Consider the following 18,995-nt stretch of genomic DNA (forward strand, 5'->3'; position numbering starts at 1 on the left):
GCAACATGCGAGCGTTTACCTCTTTTGGTGATTTTATTACAATTATAGCACATATGTTCTCATGTATACACAAGAGATACTGATTCATCTCCCCCTTGTCGAAGAGGGAATCTTCTCAGCCTTAACGATAAATGTGTACGCCTGGGCAATGAAGCAGTTATCCCCTATCCGAATTTCGCATACATCCAGGAAGACGCAATCGAAATTTGCATAAAAGTTTTCGCCGACATGAATGTTGTAACCGTAATCACAGCGTAAATTCGGTTCTATGTATATACTTTCTCCTGTAGAACCGAACAATTCTTTTAATAAGATGTAGAATTCACTAGAATCATATCACATGGATCATATAATAGAAAAAAATGAGGAGAGCTTAAAGGATGAGACCTTAAAGATTGATAAAAATAGCATAATAAAGGAAACTATTCACTAAATATAAGGCTATAAATATTTATATATTGTACAATATTTCTTTTTGTGTTATACCTTATTAGGGCAAATGCTGGGCAAGGCCAGATATTGGATTGCCGGGCTCACGCATGACCAATAATAACAACATGGGGGAAGTCCACGTGTCCTTGATCGTAAAAAACGAACAGAACGATAAGAATGAACCTACGCAAGCGCAAGAGAAGCTCAATTTGTTCGAAAGAACGCAGGACGTCATCCGTACCGCTCTCGATCGAATGGGGTACAAGGACGATGTATACGACTTGTTGAAGGAGCCGCTTCGACTGCTGACGGTGCGCATTCCGGTTCGCATGGACGACGACTCGATTAAAGTATTTACAGGCTACCGCGCTCAGCATAACGATGCGGTCGGCCCGACCAAAGGCGGCGTCCGCTTCCATCCCGACGTAACGGAAGAGGAAGTCAAGGCGCTGTCCATGTGGATGAGCATCAAATGCGGCATTACGGGACTGCCGTACGGAGGCGGCAAGGGCGGTATCCAGTGCGATCCGCGGTCGATGTCCTTCCGCGAGCTGGAGCGTTTGAGCCGCGGATATGTCCGCGCCATCAGCCAATTGGTCGGCCCGACCAAAGACATTCCGGCGCCGGACGTATTCACGAACTCGCAAGTAATGGCTTGGATGATGGACGAGTACAGCCGCATCCGCGAATTCGATTCGCCGGGCTTTATTACCGGCAAGCCGCTTGTGCTGGGCGGTTCTGCGGGCAGAGAGTCCTCGACTGCGCTTGGTGTAACGATCGTCATGAAAGAGGCTGCCAAAATCGCAGGCATCGAAATTCCGGGCTCCCGCATTATCATTCAAGGCTTCGGAAACGCAGGCAGCTTCCTCGCTCAATTCCTGCATCAAGCGGGAGCGAAGGTCGTGGGCATCTCCGACGCTTACGGCGCTTTGTACGATCCGGAGGGCCTCGATATCCCGACGCTGCTGGACAAGCGGGATTCGTTCGGTACGGTCACGCCTTATTTTAAAAGTCAACAAATTACAAATAAAGAGCTGCTCGTCCAAGAATGCGACATTCTCGTTCCGGCAGCCATCGAAAACCAGCTTACGGAGGAGAATGCGCCGGACATCAAGGCTCGCATCGTAGTTGAAGCAGCGAATGGACCGACGACGCTCAAGGCAACCGAAATTTTGACGAACCGCGGCATTCTGCTCGTTCCGGACGTACTGGCCAGCGCCGGCGGCGTAGTTGTCTCCTATTTCGAATGGGTACAAAACAACCAAGGCTACTACTGGTCGGAGGAAGAAGTTCAAGAAAAGCTGGAAAAAATATTGACGACTTCCTTCCACAATGTGTACCGGACCTCGTCGGACAAAAAAGTAGACATGCGCCTGGCGGCTTACATCGTAGGGCTGAAGCGGGTGGCCGAGGCCATCAAGTGGAGAGGCTGGGTATAAGCCTGGATAGAAGCAAATGGCAGGAATCCATCTATGGGGACATAGGTGGATTTTTGTTTTTGCAGCCGTCGCTCCCGCATAACAAAATTACGGTTTGTTCACCATAATATGGGGGGCGACAGGCATGTGGAAATTGGTTTCGACTCTTCTGATGAATTGGGAAATTATTGTGCAAGCCATCCTGTGCAGTGTGGTGCCCTATGGTGTGTACAAGCTGGGATCTTGGTTGAAATCGGCTTTGACCATCCGCAGCAGCGGCAAGCCCGCCTCCGAAGAGCGGTTATATGTCTTTACCGGGGAGTTCGAGAAGGACTTGCCGGAGCTTCAGGACAGATTAGGCCACAATGACGATATCTTGATCCGAACGTTTGAAATCGGCGGGGAGCGGACGAAAGCTGCCTTGATCCTGGTCAAGGAGCTTGCGGACAAAAACTACATCGATACGCATATTTTACCTCTGCTGATGTCCGAATTCGCCATGCCGGGCTGCGCGGATGAACTGACGCCGCACATCAAAAACCGGATCTTGCCCGTGAGTGAGCTGGGCGAAGCAGGGAACCTGCGCGATTTGCTGCCCGGTTTATGGAAAGGGAATGCCGGCCTCTTGATCGACGGCTGCCCGAACGTCTTCGTCCTGGCCAGCGGAAGCGAGAAAAAACGCAGCCTCGGCGAACCGGCCTCGGAGGCTTTGGTCCGGGGGCCGCGCGTCAGCTTCAATGAAAGCCTGGCGGATAATACCGCGCTGCTGCGTCAGCTTGGCGGGAGTCATACGCTATGTATCGTTTACACGCTGGTGGGACGCAAAGCTCCCAGAACGGTAGCGATCGCTTACAACAGCGACATTGCCAATGACGCCTTGGTGCAGGAGGTTCGGAAGCGTATCGCCCGGATCGATATGGATGACGTTCCCGATTCCGGGTATATCGAGCAGTTTATCGAAGATAACCATCTTACACTATTTCCCCAAGTGCAAAATACGGAACGGCCGGATCGGGTCAACAGCGCGCTCATGGAAGGCAGGGTAGCGATCCTGCTGGACGGCTCCCCGTTTGCGCTGATCGTCCCGGTAAGCGTCAGCATGCTGCTGCAATCCCCGGAGGATTATTACGAGCGCTGGATCCCGGCTACGCTCGTGCGTGTGCTGCGTTATATCGCAGCGCTGATTTCCACGCTCGGGCCCGCGCTCTACATTTCGTTCATCTCGTTCCATCAAGGGCTGATTCCTACCAAATTGGCGGTATCTATCGCCAGCTCAAGGGAAGGCGTGCCTTTCCCTTCGTTAATCGAAGCGTTGATCATGGAAGTATCGATCGAAATTTTGCGTGAGGCCGGTTTACGCTTGCCGAAGCCAATCGGTCAGACCATCGGCATTGTCGGCGGTCTGGTCATCGGGGAAGCGGCGGTACAAGCCGGTATCGTCAGCCCCATCATGGTCATCGTCGTTGCCATTACGGCGATTTCTTCGTTTGCCATCCCTCAGTACAGTGCAGGAATTGCGTTGCGGATCATCCGCTTCGGTACGATGTTTTCGGCGGCCATCTTCGGACTGTACGGGGTCATCCTGTTCTTCCTGCTGGTGTGCAGCCACTTGGCCAAGCTGAAGAGCTTCGGCATTCCTTACTTGAGCCCCGCGGCTCCTTACCAGCTCGGCGATTGGAAGGATTTCGTCCTGCGTGCGCCGCTATCTTTCATGACTCGCCGTCCGAAGGCCATGCAGGTCAAACAACCGAAGCGCCGCGGATAAAAAGCAAGGATTCGTTATCGCAATCACCCGGGTGACACAAGTCGTCCGGGTTATTCGCCGTTATCCGATATGAAAACCTACTTTTATCCATTATTGAAAAATGATTGGGAACTTGGCTTGACCCCCCGTAACACATGCGGAGCGAAATTCATAAAAATGTTGTATGTTCTGTCGAGAGCGGAGAAAACGTGATCACCTGACGCGCTCCTTGCCCGGAAGGTTCCTTTCCGCCTCTTGTCAGTCTCCGGCTGGAGCCGGCATATTACTTTTGACGGAGGGAATGTTCAACATGAGTGAATTTCAGAACGAGCTTCAGCAATTGCAAATCGGGGCATACAATGCGGGCCAAGTAACGCCTTTTGAACATCAGGTCCAATACGAAGCGGATTCACGTCTATGCGGTTGCGTTATTTCCCGTTGCGTCGTTTCCTGCAGTTGTAGCTGCAGCTGCAGCTGTAGCTGTAGTTGTAGTTGTAGTTGCAGTTGCAGTTGTAGCTGTAGTTGTAGCTGCAGCTGCGGCGGTCGTTGTGGCGGTCGTTGTGGCTTTCGTTGCGGTGGACGCTGCCACTAAGTCATTAAACGGGACCGTCGAAAATTTCAGCCCCTGCAGATGCTGTTTCGGTCCAAACTGCGGGGGCTGGAGCGTCCCCTTAAAATAGTTGACAAGAAGGACAAACAACGCTACATAAGATAGCAATGAACATCCGGCCGGATTGAATAAAAGATCTGATAAGGAGGAGTGAGATGACCACATTAGATGCTTCCGTGCGTCCGAAGATCAACGGAGATACTTTTTTTATACCCGACCCGAACGGTTCCGTCTATTTTAGAAACAACATGGGCTCGTTCAAGCTGGAAGGCGAGTCGATGGACCGATGGATCGAAAAGTTGATTCCGGTATTTAACGGGAAGTATACGCTCATGGAATTGACGGACGGCTTGCCTGAGCCGCACAGAGGCCGCGTGTTCGATATCGCCGCTTTGTTGCTTCAAAACGGCTTCGCCCAGGATATAAGCGGAGACCTTCCCCATCGGCTGTCAGACCGGATTCTTGAGAAGTTCGGCTCGCAAATTGAATTTCTGAGCAATTTTGGAGGCTCCGGCGCACACCGCTTCGAACAATATCGCCAACAGAAGGTGTTAGCGGTAGGTTCCGGTTCTTTTCTGCTTTCATTAGTCGCGGCTTTGCTGGAATCCGGGCTGCCCCGAATCGGAGTGGCTATTGGCGACTCGTTGCCGACCAACCGCGAGCGGCTGAAGGAACTGGGGGAGCATGCCCGGAAATCCGACCCGGAAATACATATTCAGGAAGTACCTTACTCCGGAAGGGACGTTTCCGCTTGGCAGGAGGTCCTGAAACCGTTCGATTCGATCATGTACGTATCGCAGGAAGGGGATATCGAAGAGCTTCGGATCGTCCAAGCGGCCAGCAAGGGGGAGCAAAAGCTCTTTCTTCCCGCGATTTGCTTGCAGCAAGCCGGTTTGGCCGGGCCACTTGAGCGGCCGGAGGACGGGAATGGCTGGGAGTCGGCGCTGCGGCGCATTCATCAGCCTGTTCTGCGTCGAGATCCGCAGCAGCACGGGTTTTCTGTCCATGCCGGGGCTTTGCTGTCGAATGTGATCGTGTTTGAGCTCTTCAAAACGGTGACGGGGGCTGCCGATCCGCTGCGAAATCAAGCGGTATATTTGCTGAACCTGGAGACGCTGGAAGGGGACTGGTATTCGTTCGTGGCTCACCCGATGGTGGTCGGCTCCAACCGGATGGATCGCATTCCGGATATCGAGCTGCGGCTGGCGCAGGATTCGGGCCTGGCGGGGCAAAGCGGAAGGCACAACCCGTTATTGGATTATTGTGAACGGTTAACGTCGCCGGATACGGGCATTTTTTACGAATGGGACGAAGGCGACTTAAAGCAGCTGCCTCTTGCGCAATGCCGGGTTCAGGTGGCGGACCCGCTCTCCGACGGGCCGGTTGAGCTGCTTCCGTCGATAGTCAGCGTGGGGTTGACGCATGAGGAAGCAAGACGGGAATCGGCATTTGCCGGATTGGAAGCTTATACGTCCCGGCTAGCCGAACGTATGGGGCAGACGTCTTCCCTGTCGGAAACGGAAGCAACGGGCCCTTGTGTATCCGGATATGTCGGCATCGGGGCGGGTGAGACGCTGACGGAAGCCGTATGCCGGGGCTTGCGAAAATGTCTGGCGGAAGAGCTGGACTTTCGGCGGACCGTTCGAAAGCCGCTTGTCGCTCCGGCACAGCTGAGTATGGTGGATGACGAGCGGGTCCGTTATTATTTGAAATCTTTGTCTACGCTGCAGGGGGAGCCGGCCCTCGTTTTGGAAGAAGAGCTGTTCGGTTTCCCTGTGGTGCGTGCGGATATCGGCGGTAGGTGGTACACGGGCATCGATTTGAATATTACCCTTGCGCTTCGAAGGGCTCTGCTTCAAGCGCTGTCGGAGGTTCAAAGTCAAGCGCCCCGGCTTCAAGTTCGGATTGCTTCGGTTCCAAGCCGGGCACCGAAAAAGGGAAAGCCGCACAGCTTGGCCATTCCGGCCTGTGAAGAAACGACGCAAGCTAGCGTACTAGCTTCCGCCATACAACAGCTGAAGCAGCATGGCAGACAGCTGCATGTATTTGATTACAGGCTTGATCCTTTCTTGAATAAAGGGCCCGTTCACGTCCTGGGCGTTGTGCTGGGAGAGGAGGTTTCGCCATGAGCAGTGTTATAGCCGTCATCGGCCAAGGCGTGCTGGCGGATTTGTTATGCGCCGAGCTGAATTCTGCCTTTTGGGTGATCCGTACGGCCGAGCTTGAGGAGGAGGAATTCCGATCGGCAGATCTGGTTATCCTGGCGCAGGATGGCTGGCTTCCTGCCGAGCAGAGCAGGGCGGAGGAGGTCCTTCATTCTGCCAAGGTTCCTTGGCTGCGGGGCTTTGTGTCTTTCGGGGAGGCGTTAATCGGACCGCTGGTTCGGCCGGGCGTTCAAGGATGCTCCAGATGCGCGGACATGCGGCGGCTTATGGCCACCAGCGATCGCAAGGAGCTGCGAGAACTGCTACAGCAGCTTGCCGACCGCGGCGGAATCCCGCAGGACGCCTGGGCTTCCCGCACGGGATTGACGCAGGCAGCGACGCTCCTGGCCGCGGAAGCCCGGCGGGTGCTTCTCGGCGGACAGCCTCAGTTGGAGGAACGAATTCTGCTGGTGAATCTGAAAACTTTGAAAACGTCACGCCACCTTTTTTTACACGATCCGATGTGCCCGATTTGTGGCGAATTGCCGGAAGATTCGGAGGAGCTGGCCCATTTCCTGCTCGGGTCAAGTCCGAAGATCCATCCGAACAGCTTCCGCTGCCGTTCGATCGATGAACTGAAGCAAGTGCTTCCCCGCGATTATTTGGATTTCCGGACCGGACTCATGAACGGTAAAATGAAAGACGGTGTGTCACCATTCGCCGATATTACCGTAAATCTTCCGTTTTACTCTGGAGATGAACCGGGTTCCGGCCGGACGCTCTCCTATGCGGAGAGCGAGCTGACGGCGATACTGGAAGGCTTGGAGCGTCATTGTGGAGTATTCCCGCGCGGCAAATGGACAAAGGTGCGCAAAAGCTACCGCGAGATCTCCGATCATGCGTTAAATCCGCTCAAGGTAGGAGTCCATGCGGAAGAGCAGTATGCGAGGCCTGATTTCCCATTCCGTCGTTTTGATCCCGATCGTGAGATGGATTGGGTCTGGGGCCGATCCATCATCCACAATCGTCCCATTCTGGTGCCGGAGCTGCTCGCTTATTACAGCCCCAGCTGCAGCAACGGCATCGTCTATGAGACATCCAACGGATGCGCTTTGGGCGGCAGCATGGAGGAGGCGATTTTCCACGGCATCATGGAAGTGCTGGAACGCGACTCGTTCCTGTTGACCTGGTATGCGCAGCTTCCGCTTCCCCGCGTCGATCCTTATTCCGCCGGCGACCGCGAATTAAATATGATGATCGACCGGATGAGGGCGGTGGCGGGTTATGAGCTGCACGTGTTCGATGCCACGATGGAGCATGGCATTCCATGCATATGGACCTATGCGAAAAACCTGAAATCGCGCGGGATGAACCTCATCTGTGCGGCAGGAGCCCATCTCGACCCGATTCGGGCGCTGAAAAGCGCCATCTTCGAGCTGGCAGGCATGATGCTCTCGCTCGATGGGCGATTCGAGTCCAAGCGGCAGGAAAGCGAACGGATGGCTGAGGACCCTTACCAAGTGAGAGAGATGGAACATCACTCCATGCTGTACGGCTTGCGGCAGACGGAGAACCGTTTGGATTTCTTATGGAAGAAGCCTGGACCTCCGTTGACGTTCCGGGAGGCGTTCCAGCCACAAGTCCTTCATGCGGATCTTACCGACGACTTGAAAATGATCCTGCAGAAATTCCGCTCCTTGAATCTGGATGTCATCGTGGTCGATCAGACCTCGCCCGAGCTGAAGCGGAATGGGTTAACCTGCGTCAAAGTGCTGATTCCGGGGATGCTGCCGATGACGTTCGGTCATCATTTGACGCGGGTTACAGGGCTGGAACGGGTACTGAAGGTTCCGGCGCAGCTCGGCTATATGAAGCAGCCGCTCACGGTCGATCAGCTTAACCCGCATCCGCATCCGTTTCCGTAAGGCGCAAGGAGGGGGGAGTAGAGTGAGCCTTAAATCATTTCTGCACAAGCTGCATTATGATCCTGATCATTCCAGGCCGCCGGACTTTGAACCCGATTGGAATAATGCTCCGCTTGGTTATAAGCTGTATCGCGGCTTACCGACCTTTGCGCTCTCTTCGGAAGTACCGTTGACCCTTGAAGGAAGATCCGTGCCGGTTCGACCGGAAATTCGCGATATCGGTCATTTTCTCTGGTATGCCTACGGGCTTGCACAGATGTGCCAGTCCGTCTTTTACATGGATTACGGCGGACTGGAGGGAGGAACAAGCGTAGTCCACTCGTTCCGGCGGTTCGCGCCTTCCGGCGGCTCCCTTTATCCGAGCGAATTATATGTGTACTTGAAAACGGACGATTTGCCTATCGGGATCTATCATTACGATACGGCGCATCATCGTCTCGTGCAGCTGCGCCTTGGCGATTTTGATGCTTATCTGGCGCGGGGGTTGGGGGATCGCTGCGACCTTTCGGCTTGCTTCGGCGCTGTGTTCGTATCAACCGTATTTTGGAAAAATTTTTTTAAATATAATAACTTTAGCTACCGTTTGCAGGGACTTGATGCCGGCGCGCTCATCGGACAGCTGCTGGAAACGGCCAAACGATTCGGATATCATACGGGGGTATACTTCCGTTTCCTCGACCGGGCCGTTAACCATTTGCTTGGCCTTGCCGAGCAGGAAGAGAGCGTGTATGCGATCATCCCCTTATCGCTGCAGCCGGCCAGCGGCTGGTTCTCCAGCAGTGGGACTGAAGCCGGAGTCTTGACATCCCGGCAATTGTGCGAAGTACTGCCTGCGATCCGGCACGAGTCTTACATCCGCTCACTTCAATCGATAGAGTTCCCGATGCTGCTTCGCATGAACGAAGTTTCATTGATGGAAACAACGCAATCGTTCGGTCCGCTCGATACCGCGAATATCGGAGGAATGATGACCGGCGGAGGGGAGAGAGTAGCGTTGCCCCGGACGCAAAGGCTGTCGTTTGATCTGGCTTCGGTCGTCCGGAAACGGTATTCGCCGCACTTGGATTTTGTTTTTGGCACGGTTGATGCTTACCAGGCCGCCGCTTTACTGCACGAGGCAACGTCCTCGTTCCCTTATACGAACGATTTGGATACGGCAGGCGAGCCCGGGAAGCGGGTGTCCATCTACGGCTGTTTGTACGGTATTGAAGGCATTCCCGACGGCGCTTACCGTTACGATGCTCTGGCTCACGAGCTGCGGCTGATCCATGCGGGGGATTACAGAATGCTGCTGCAGCAGGGGATAGCCATAGGTAATGTGAATCTGTTTCAAACTCCGTTTTGCCTGCATGTGGCCGCGGACAGGAATCACTACGCGGATGCGCTTGGTTTTCGGGGGTACCGTATTCAGCAGATGGAAGCAGGGATGCTTGTTCAGCGACTGTTGATCGCGGGGGTCGCTCTTGGGCTGAACGGGCATCCGCTCCTCAGCTTCAACCCGGCCGATTGCGATAAAATTTACAAAATGGAAGCGGAGGGGGTTACCAGTCTCATCCAAGTGCCGCTAGGCGCTTGCAGACCCAGCTCCCGGCTGGAGGGCGGATTGTACTCCTGAAAGAACGGCAAAAGACAGCAGCTCGAAATCACATTCGGGCGTGCTGTCTTTTTTCATTAATAGTAAGGTGAAATTAACAGATACACAAGAACTCCGGTGGAGCTTACATACAGCCAGATGGGCATCGTCCAACGGGCGATTTTCCGGTGCGACTCGATTTTCATATTGAAGCCCCGGGTTACGGTGATTAAGGCCATCGGGACGTTCACGATCGCCAGCAGCACGTGGGTGATCAGGACAAAAAAGTAAACGTATTTCAGCCACAGGCTTCCTCCGAATTTCGTCGGCTCGGTCAGAAAATGGTAAGCAACGTACGAAACAAGGAAGAGGGCCGTGGTCACAAAAGCGAGAAGCACAAAGTTCCGGTGCGCCGCGATGTTTTTCTTCTTCACGAAATAAAGCGAAAGCAGCAAGAAAGCAAAAGTAAAGCAGTTAAAAACGGCGTTCAGCAAAGGGAGCACCGTTACGTCGAAGCCGACCGTACCTTCATATTTTGGCATAAAAAATAAGGCGGCGATCACTCCGATCAGGATGATGGAAAAAACGGTGATCAAAGCGGTAAAATTGCGTGGTTTGCTCATAGTATTCCCCCGTTTTCTGGCATTTTGCAACTATTGTCCATTTAAGGATAGACATCCTTTTCTTCAAAAACAACGGGGTTTTCCTGCGTTTTGTTACATTTTATCGAACGCTGGGAACCGCGAGGTCCTGCCTGCCGTGCTTGCATAACATTGGAGCGGAATGCCCACCATAATATGGACTTCGGAGCAGAATGTGGAACTGCGTTCAAAACACCGTTTTGGAGGCAAAATGAAGCATCACTACCTAGGAAGAGGGGGTTGCCGTGGCTTATTTGCCGCCCGAGGAACGCATCACAACCATACAAGCAACCGTGCTGATCTCCAATTATATGCTGGGCGTGAGCATTCTGACGCTACCCCGTACCTCGGTAGAGGCGGCGCAAACGCCCGATGTCTGGATTTCACTCATCCTCAGTGGGTTAATCACGGTAATGGTCGGAATTCTGATTGTAAAATTGTCCCATCGCTTTCCAGGCCAAACCTACTATCAATATAACCGGCTTCTCGTCGGCAAATGGCTGGGGATCGCGCTCAGTTTTTTTACGGCTTTATACTTCATTCTAATGGCCTCTTTTCAGGTTCGAGCGATGCTGGACGTTACCCGGCTGTTCCTGCTGGAGGGCACGCCTAACTGGGCGATTACGTTCGCTTTTATGTGGGTGGGGGTTTATTTGATGATGGGCGGAATCAATCCGCTCGCCCGGCTCTTCGAAGTGATTTTTCCGATCACGACCGTTATTCTGATCTTGATCGCCTTCATGGGGCTCAGCGTATTCGAGCCCGACAACATGCGGCCTGTGCTGGGTCACGGCCTCATGCCGGTGCTGCGCGGGCTGAAAACGACGATACTGGCTTACACGTCCGTCGAGATCATGCTCGTCATTCCCGCATTTATGAAGCATCCGGAAAAGGCGGTCAAAGCGGTGCTGATCGGGGTGCTCATCCCGACGTTCTTCTACGTGGTCACCTGCGTCATTGTCATCGGAACGTTATCGGTGGACGGCGTCATTACCCGGACCTGGCCGACCATCTCGCTTTTCCGGAGCTTCGAGTTCAGGGGAATCTTCTTCGAGCGCTTCGAGACGCTGCTGCTCGTCATCTGGCTTATGCAGATTTTTACCACCTTTACGTTGTCTTATTATCTCGGAGCGCTTGGCATCGCACAAAGCTGGAAGGTGAATCACCGGGCGGTCATCTTTGTCTTGCTGGCGATCATCTATGTGATCTCCTTCGCGCCTGCGGATACGAACGAATTGTTTAAGCTGGGGGAAATGCTAGGCTTGTCGTCGCTGGTTCTGTTTATCCTGGTGCCTGCGGTTCTGTACGTTCTTCCGAGCAGGAAAGGAGCCCGGTCTTGAAACGCCGAAAGATGATGCTTGCGATCGTGGCTCTGCTGCCGATGATGCCGCTGCTGGCGGGCTGCTGGAGTCAGCGGGAGATCGACGACCTTAGCCTTGTGGCCGGAATCGCGCTGGATAAAGCTCATGAAACGAAGGTCGAAAAGGCTCTGACCAAAAATGGGGCGACGCGCAAAAAAGAGGATTTGATCTCGATAACGTATCAGATTTTTACTTCCAGCTCCGGCGGGGGGCAAGGCAAAGGAAGCGGCGGCTCGTCCGAGCAAAAGAGATACGAAAACTTTACGGAAACCGGAGACTTGCTATTGGAATCGACCCGGGAAATCTCGCTCCGGACGGAACGGCCGATATTTGCCCAGCATTTCAAGACGCTGGTGATCGGCGACGAACTGCTTCGTACGACACCGATCCGAAGTTTTATGGATCTGATGTACCGCGAGTCGGAATTTAGACCGAGCGCCCTGGTGTTCGTCGCCCGCGGATTGGCGAGGGAGACGTTTGAGCTGAAAGGGGCGAAGGAAATCCCGGCATTCCGCATCCTGAAGATGGTTGACAATCAATACAAATCGACCCGCATCCTTCCTCCGGTATCCTTAGCCAAGCTGCTGACGCTCCTGCAGAGTAAGTCGAGCTTTTTGCTGCAAGCGATCGTCAAAGGGGGAGGGGAGATTAAATTTGCCGGGGCCGGAGTCGTTCACGGACAGAGCGGAAAGCTGGTCGGCTTTCTCGATGAAGACGAGCTGGGCAGCATCACGCTGATCACGGGAAATGTACGGGGAGGCGTCGTGAAGTTCGCCGACGAGGAAACCGGGCAAAAAAACCTGTATGAAATTTTGTCGTATAAGAGCGACATTGTGCCGCACGTGGAAGGGGATAACATCTCGTTCGAGGTTCGGATCGAATCCCGGGGCCGGTTAAGCGAAAGCTGGGTAATGAACGAGAAAAGCTTTGACGACCGTTTCCTGAAGCGACAGGGGCAGTATGCGGCGAAGCAATTGGAACGGAACATCCGCCAAACGCTGGAGAAAATTCAGAGGAAGTACAAAGCCGACGTGATCGGATTTAGCAAGGAACTGCGCATTCATGAGCCGAAAACATGGGATAAAGTCAAATCCCAATGGGACCAAAAGTTCAGTCAAGCCGAGGTTCGCGTACACGCCAAAACGATCGTGACGGAGTACGGAGCGAGCGGTTCGAAAGTCATTGAGCATCGCAATCCGCCCGGATCATGAAGACAATCCATAGTTTGGAGAAAATACAAAAAAAACATAACCGGATCTAAAAAAAACAAAAGACATTAGCAGGCGGATGTTATAGATTGTAAGTACAAAAATAAAATTCCAAATGATGAAGGATGTACATTTCCGTGGACCGGAGCAGAACCTGTAAGTTTGTTTCAGGTTCTTTTTTGCACATGCTTCTCCGCTGGAACAGGGGCGAACGATCATACTAAGCGGAAAGGAGGAAATGGTTTACCGCACGCAACAAATCCTACCCGATATAAGGAGGAAAATGACAATGTACAGAACCCGAATTCAATCGACCCGCAGCAAAATGAGAACGGTCTCTCTAATTTTGCTTTCCGCAGCGCTGCTTCTGGCAGCCTTCGGCTTGCCCGCTCCGTTGCAGCCGAAGGCTCATGCCGCCGGAGAAATGAAACCGTTCCCACAGCAGCTGAGTTACCCCGGTATCCTCAAGCCGAATCATGTTTCGCAAGCTTCCATGAATGCGTCCGTCGCTGCTTACTACGACTACTGGAAGGGGGCGCATCTGAAGAACAACTTATCTTCCTTGCCGGGCGGCTATTACGTCAAAGGGAACGTTGCGGGCAACCCGGACGGCTTCAAGGCGCTGGGCTCTTCGGAGGGACAAGGCTACGGCATGGTGATTACGGCGCTGATGGCCGGTCATGACCCGGATGCGAGAACGATTTTCGACGGGCTGTTCAAAACGGCAAGAGCTTATAAAAGCTCTGAAAATTCGAATCTGATGGGCTGGATCGTCGCGGACGACAAGAAAGCTCAAGGGCATTTCTCCTCGGCCACCGACGGAGACCTTGATATCGCCTATGCGCTCATTTTGGCCGATCGTCAATGGGGGTCCGGCGGTTCCGTCAATTATTTGGCGGAAGCGAAAAAAATGATTACGAACGGCATCAAGGCCAGCAACGTGACGACCGGCAACCGGCTGAATCAGGGAGATTGGGATTCCAAAAGCACCTGGGATACGCGTCCGTCGGATTGGATGCTCAGCCATTTGCGGGCATTCTACGAAGTGACGGGAGATCAAACCTGGCTTGACGTCATCAACAATCTGTATAACGTGTACGGCCAGTTCAGCAGCAAATACACGCCGGTCACCGGTCTGATCTCCGACTTCGTTATCGATAACCCGCCGAAGCCGGCTCCGCGCGATCATATGGAAGGGGAAGAATTCCCTGACGAATACAATTACAACGCCAGCCGCGTTCCGCTGCGCATTGTGATGGACTACGCGTTCTACGGGGATGCGAGAGGCAAAGCGATCGCCGACAAAATGGCGACATGGATCAAAGGAAAGACCGGCGGCAACCCGAACAATATCAAAGACGGCTACAAGCTTGATGGCACCGTTAACGAAAAGGCAAGCTATGCGACGGCCGTGTTCGTCTCGCCGTTCATTGCCGCGTCCACGACGAACAGCAGCCATCAGGCGTGGATCAATGCGGGCTGGGATTGGATGAAGAACAAGAAAGAAGGCTATTATAGCGATTCCTTTAATCTGTTATCGATGCTCTTCATTTCGGGCAACTGGTGGATTCCGACGGCCGGCAGCGGCACGCCGGATACGCAGGCACCCACGGCTCCGGCGAACTTGACCGCAACGGCCGTATCGAGCAGTCAAGTGAATCTGAGCTGGACGGCCTCCACGGATAACGTTGGGGTCAAAGAGTATAAAATTTACCGCGGCGGCGCGGAGGTCGGCACGGCGACAGGCACTTCGTACAGCGATGCGGGTTTGAATCCGTCCACGACGTACAGCTACACGGTCAAGGCTTATGATGCGGCAGGCAATGCGTCGGCGAACAGCAATACCGCCAGCGCCACGACGACCGATGGTCCTTCTACGGAAGCCAATCTTGCGAAGGGGAAAGCAGGCAAGGCCAGCTCAGTGGAAGGAAGCGGCTACGAAGCGTCCAAAGCGTTCGACGGCAACGCCTCCACTCGCTGGGCGAGCAAGGAAGGCAGCGACCCGCAATGGATTTACGTCGATCTCGGGAAGACGTACAGCATCCATAAAGTGAAGCTGAACTGGGAAGACGCCTATGGCAAAAATTACAAAATTCAAGTATCGAACGATAGCGGCTCGCCGGCGAATTGGACGGACGTTTATACGAAGACGAATGGGAAGGGTGGAGTCGAAGAGATCAACTTTGCCGCGCAGGATGCCCGTTATGTCCGGATGTACGGCACGGCAAGAGGCACGTCTTACGGGTATTCGCTCTACGAATTCGAAGTGTACGGCCCGAGCGGAATGTGAGGGATATGTAAGCGTTCTATTGTTAAGGTTTTATATTGTTTTTGGGAATCCGTGGACAACGGGCGTTAGCCGGGATTAGACTGATCAATGTTCGAACCTCAACTTTGGCAGTACAACATTGATCAGAGGAGCAGTCAGCATGATATCCCCAAAATGGAAACGCACCTTATCCCTTATTCCCTTGTCCATTTGTATCCTTGGTCAAGGCCAGCCTAACGCAATCGTATATGGAGCGCCGGCCGATGCAGGAGGTCAAGCAAGTCCGTCTGCCGGAAAATGGATGACGGGCGAGTACCACGCGCACACCTATCAGTCCAACGATGCGCAGGAATCTCTGGAACACGTGCTGGACTCAGCATTCGATCAACACGGTTTCGATTGGCTGGCCCTTGCCGATCATTTGAGAATGTCCAACCGGGATGATAACGGCAACGACATTCCCGGAGGACCGATTCCTTTTTCCAAGGGTCTTGCCCAGGTTCAGGCTCCTAAAATCAAACAACTGCAGGAGTCGGGCAAGTACAAAGATAAAATTATTTTTTCGGGCTTCGAGTGGGACATGCCGAAATACGAGCACGTGGGCGTCGGCATCGTCACCGATAACCCGGGTTCGCCCGAGGCGCTGAAAGCCGTAAGCCAGTTCGAATATTTATTCACCGACCGGGACGAAAGCTTGTTCGATCCGACGGACGTTGCCGCCTGGAAGGCGCAGGACAAACGGGCATACACCACTCGCGACGACGCGCTGACCGCTTTGCGGTGGCTTCGTGAAAAATATCCCGAGACCAGTTACGCGATCTTGAATCACCCTTCGAGAAAAGGAGTTTATACGATTGCCGATATCCGGGATTTTAACAGTGCGGCTCCGAATATCGTCTTCGGATTCGAGGGCATGATCGGCGGGCAGATGGAGCCCGACCGGGGCGGCTTCAACCTGACCACCCCGGCCAACCGGTCCTATGGCGGAACGGATTACATGGTCGCCAAGCTTGGAGGCGTATGGGATTCGCTGCTAGGGGAAGGGCGTAGATTCTGGAACTTTTCCAATTCGGATTTTCATTTCAAAATCAGCAGCAACCGCTTGTACTCCAGCGGATATTGGCCGGGCGAATACTCCAAAAACTATACGTGGGTGAACGGTTCCGATATGAAGGCGGTTGTGGCCGGCATGCGGTCGGGCAAATCGTTTTCCGTGTATGGCGACTTGATTAACGCGCTAGATTTCGCGATCGCCGGTGACGGACGCAAGGAAGAAATGGGCGGAGAGCTTCAGGTGAATGAGGGGGATAATCTCCAGCTTACGATCCGGTTCAAAACTCCGAAACAAAATAATAACGGCGATCCTGTTCAAGTCGATCATGTCGATCTGATTTCCGGCGATGTGACGGGACTGGCACAACCGGGTACCCCCGAATATAACAAAGACACCAACGATTCGACGAAGGTGCTGAAACGCTTCACTAGCGCGGACTGGACGACGGATGCGGAAGGGTATCATGTCATCAGCTACAATCTGGGAACGGCAAGCAAGAATCAGTATTTCAGGCTCAGAGGAACGAATCTGGGGCTCAACGTCGAGGGCGAAACAAGCAACGGGGAGCCGCTGATCGATCCGAAAACGGATATCGCCGATAACGAAACCCGTTTCGCCGAAATTGAAAAGCGGAATTACCGGGACCTGTGGTTTTATTCCAATCCGATCTTCGTAAACGTGGCGCCCTACAGCGATCAGCAGGCTGTCGACGATACGAAGCAATCGTTGTCCTTGGGCGATCTAAGCCAAGTCGCTGCCAATCTTCAACTGCCGACGACAGGCAAGCATGGGGCAACCATCTCGTGGACAAGCTCCGATCCTCAACGGATGACCGATGACGGCAAAATCGTATCGCGTCCCTTGCAGGATACGGTGCTTACGCTGACCGCCACGATCAAGCGCGGAAATGCCATAGCGAGCCAAGCTTTTGCGGTGAATTTGAAAGGAACTTCTCTGGAGCTTCACGGTACGTGGAAGACAGCGGACGGACAGCCTTATTCCAGCGGCGCCTGGACGAATCAAAGCGTTACGGGCAGCGTCTATGCCAGCGTATACGGAAGTGTGTATGGGGCCGACTCTGCCGTTGGGTTGGAACTTTCCACCGACAACGGGCAGAATTATAAATCCTATCAGAGCAACAGCAACATCGAGATTTCTCAAGAAGGCGTGCATTCGCGGCTATTCCGGGCCACCGATATTTTCGGAAACAAAGCTTTGCTTCCGTTGACAGTAAACATCGATCTTACGCCTCCGGTCATCACGCTCAAGGGAGACCCGACCGTGAATCTGACCGTCGGAGCGGCCTACGTCGAGCAGGGCGCTTCCGCTGCCGATAACTTCGGGGTGGACGGCGATGTCGTCACCACCGGAGCCGTCGATACGCATACGGCGGGAACCTATACGGTGCATTACAATGCCCGGGATTTGGCGGGGAATCGTGCCGCCGAGGTACGGCGTACGGTTGTCGTAGCGAAAGCGACGGACAGCAGCGATTCGAGCGGCGACTCCGGAAGCTCCGGCTCCGGCGGCGGTTCGAGCTCATCGAGCGGCAATTCGGGCAGCACGACAACCCAACCGGCATCCGGCGATAAACCGAACCGCCCTGTCTCTTTGGAGCTTGCGGTCAATGCAAAGCAAGCGACCAAGGGCAGCATCAAGGACGCTGTAACTGTCGAAGTTCCGGCAGGCGCCTTGCCATCGAACGGCACGATTCGGGCCAACATCCTGTCCACCAAGGAGACTCCTTCCGCTGGGAATCTGCGGGCGGTGAGTCCGGCGATCGAATTCACAAGCACGACCGGTCATACTTTTAATCAACCGATCGCTTTGACGTTCCATTATAACGCGAGTCAATTGCTTCCGGGGCATCAGGCAGCGGTGTATTATTATCACGAGCAGCAAAAACGCTGGATTTATATCGGCGGGACCAATCGTGCGGACGGAACCGTCACTGTGAACGTTAACCATTTTACGAAGTTCGCCGTATTCGATTATCAGCCGGCCACTTTCCTGGATCTCGCCGGGCATTGGGCTGCGCCGTATACCGACCGTTTGGTTGGGATGAACGTCATTCAAGGGTTTGAAGACCGGATGTTCCGTCCGGAAACGTTGGTCACGCGCGGGCAATTTGCGAAAATGATGGCGGAAGCGCTCGGTCTTCAAGCCTCCGCGGACGCCTCCGGTTTTGCCGATGACCCGCAAATTCCGGATTGGGCGAAACCCGGCATAGCCGCAGCGGTCAAAGCAGGCCTGATCCACGGATACGAGGAAAACGGCCGCACGTGGTTCAAAGCGGACCAAACGGTTACCCGGGCGGAAATGTCCGTGATGATCACGAATGCGCTGAATTCCGGCGGCGGATTCAATTCGGGGAACGAAACGAAAGCATTCCGGGATGCCGCAAGCATTCCGGCCTGGGCAGAAGCAGCTGTGAACGCCTCGGTGTCGGCCGGGATCGTGAGCGGGTACGAGGATCAAACGTTCCGCGCCGGTCAAACGGCTACGAGAGCGGAGGCGGCAACGATGATTTACAAGCTTTTGGAAGCTTTGAAGCTGTAGTCGATCCATTCGAACCAGCCTTTTATAAACGTAGAAAGCCTGACAGGGAATCCTGTC

General features: G+C 53.9%; 10 protein-coding genes and 2 pseudogenes. 10 read left to right on the top strand and 2 right to left on the bottom strand.

The window, feature by feature from the left end:
• Window positions 1-127: 127 nt before the first annotated feature.
• Window positions 128-312: pseudogene (locus tag PEL01S_RS35165) on the bottom strand (LbetaH domain-containing protein); the annotation flags it as partial.
• Window positions 313-686: 374 nt separating this feature from the next.
• On the opposite strand from PEL01S_RS35165, the gene PEL01S_RS07950 reads away from it, so the two are divergent.
• From PEL01S_RS07950 to PEL01S_RS07970, 5 genes are all read left to right on the top strand, one after another.
• A complete protein-coding gene (locus PEL01S_RS07950) occupies window positions 687-1,871 on the top strand; it encodes a Glu/Leu/Phe/Val family dehydrogenase (protein ID WP_223275767.1) in 1,185 nt (394 codons plus the stop codon).
• 124 nt (window positions 1,872-1,995) lie between these two features.
• Window positions 1,996-3,615, top strand: coding sequence for a spore germination protein (locus tag PEL01S_RS07955; RefSeq protein WP_063187685.1), 1,620 nt, complete (start codon window positions 1,996-1,998; stop codon window positions 3,613-3,615).
• Window positions 3,616-4,359: 744 nt separating this feature from the next.
• Window positions 4,360-6,333: a putative thiazole-containing bacteriocin maturation protein gene (locus tag PEL01S_RS07960; protein ID WP_063187687.1), complete on the top strand. Its 1,974-nt coding sequence runs from the start codon at window positions 4,360-4,362 to the stop codon at window positions 6,331-6,333.
• Entirely contained in the window at window positions 6,330-8,273 is a 1,944-nt protein-coding gene (locus tag PEL01S_RS07965) for a TOMM precursor leader peptide-binding protein (RefSeq protein ID WP_063187689.1), read from the top strand. The genes PEL01S_RS07960 and PEL01S_RS07965 overlap by 4 nt, the downstream gene beginning before the upstream one ends.
• Before the next feature lie 22 nt (window positions 8,274-8,295).
• A complete protein-coding gene (locus PEL01S_RS07970) occupies window positions 8,296-9,888 on the top strand; it encodes a SagB family peptide dehydrogenase (RefSeq protein WP_063187690.1) in 1,593 nt (530 codons plus the stop codon).
• Window positions 9,889-9,944: 56 nt separating this feature from the next.
• Here PEL01S_RS07970 and PEL01S_RS07975 read toward each other — a convergent pair whose 3' ends face one another.
• Window positions 9,945-10,469, bottom strand: a complete 525-nt coding sequence (locus tag PEL01S_RS07975) for a DUF420 domain-containing protein (RefSeq protein WP_063187692.1) — start codon at window positions 10,467-10,469, stop codon at window positions 9,945-9,947.
• Between the two features lie 263 nt (window positions 10,470-10,732).
• On the opposite strand from PEL01S_RS07975, the gene PEL01S_RS07980 reads away from it, so the two are divergent.
• The 5 genes and pseudogenes from PEL01S_RS07980 (at window position 10,733) to PEL01S_RS07995 (ending at window position 18,938) form a co-directional block, all read left to right on the top strand.
• Window positions 10,733-11,827, top strand: coding sequence for a spore germination protein (locus PEL01S_RS07980; RefSeq protein ID WP_255320085.1), 1,095 nt, complete (start codon window positions 10,733-10,735; stop codon window positions 11,825-11,827).
• Window positions 11,824-13,059, top strand: a complete 1,236-nt coding sequence (locus tag PEL01S_RS07985) for a Ger(x)C family spore germination protein (RefSeq protein ID WP_063187693.1) — start codon at window positions 11,824-11,826, stop codon at window positions 13,057-13,059. The genes PEL01S_RS07980 and PEL01S_RS07985 overlap by 4 nt, the downstream gene beginning before the upstream one ends.
• Before the next feature lie 280 nt (window positions 13,060-13,339).
• Window positions 13,340-14,629 (top strand): annotated as a pseudogene (locus PEL01S_RS35170) (family 8 glycosyl hydrolase); the annotation flags it as partial.
• Window positions 14,630-14,680: 51 nt separating this feature from the next.
• Window positions 14,681-15,346 (top strand): discoidin domain-containing protein, encoded by a 666-nt coding sequence (locus PEL01S_RS35175; RefSeq protein ID WP_371860690.1) that lies wholly within the window; start codon window positions 14,681-14,683, stop codon window positions 15,344-15,346.
• Between the two features lie 139 nt (window positions 15,347-15,485).
• The gene (locus PEL01S_RS07995) at window positions 15,486-18,938 is read left to right on the top strand and encodes an S-layer homology domain-containing protein (RefSeq protein ID WP_127459958.1); all 3,453 of its coding nucleotides are present in this window, start codon (window positions 15,486-15,488) and stop codon (window positions 18,936-18,938) included.
• The last annotated feature ends 57 nt before the right edge of the window (window positions 18,939-18,995 follow it).

The sequence above is a fragment of the Paenibacillus elgii NBRC 100335 genome (assembly GCF_004000865.1).
Classification (GTDB): domain Bacteria; phylum Bacillota; class Bacilli; order Paenibacillales; family NBRC-103111; genus Paenibacillus_G; species Paenibacillus_G elgii.

Excerpts from the sequence above, each read along its gene's own strand:
- PEL01S_RS07975 (WP_063187692.1), bottom strand. The coding sequence starts at position 10,469 with ATGAGCAAACCACGCAATTTTACCGCTTTGATCACCGTTTTTTCCATC.
- PEL01S_RS07995 (WP_127459958.1), top strand. The coding sequence starts at position 15,486 with ATGATATCCCCAAAATGGAAACGCACCTTATCCCTTATTCCCTTGTCC.
- PEL01S_RS07960 (WP_063187687.1), top strand. The coding sequence starts at position 4,360 with ATGACCACATTAGATGCTTCCGTGCGTCCGAAGATCAACGGAGATACT.
- PEL01S_RS07965 (WP_063187689.1), top strand. The coding sequence starts at position 6,330 with ATGAGCAGTGTTATAGCCGTCATCGGCCAAGGCGTGCTGGCGGATTTG.
- PEL01S_RS07950 (WP_223275767.1), top strand. The coding sequence starts at position 687 with ATGGGGTACAAGGACGATGTATACGACTTGTTGAAGGAGCCGCTTCGA.
- PEL01S_RS07955 (WP_063187685.1), top strand. The coding sequence starts at position 1,996 with ATGTGGAAATTGGTTTCGACTCTTCTGATGAATTGGGAAATTATTGTG.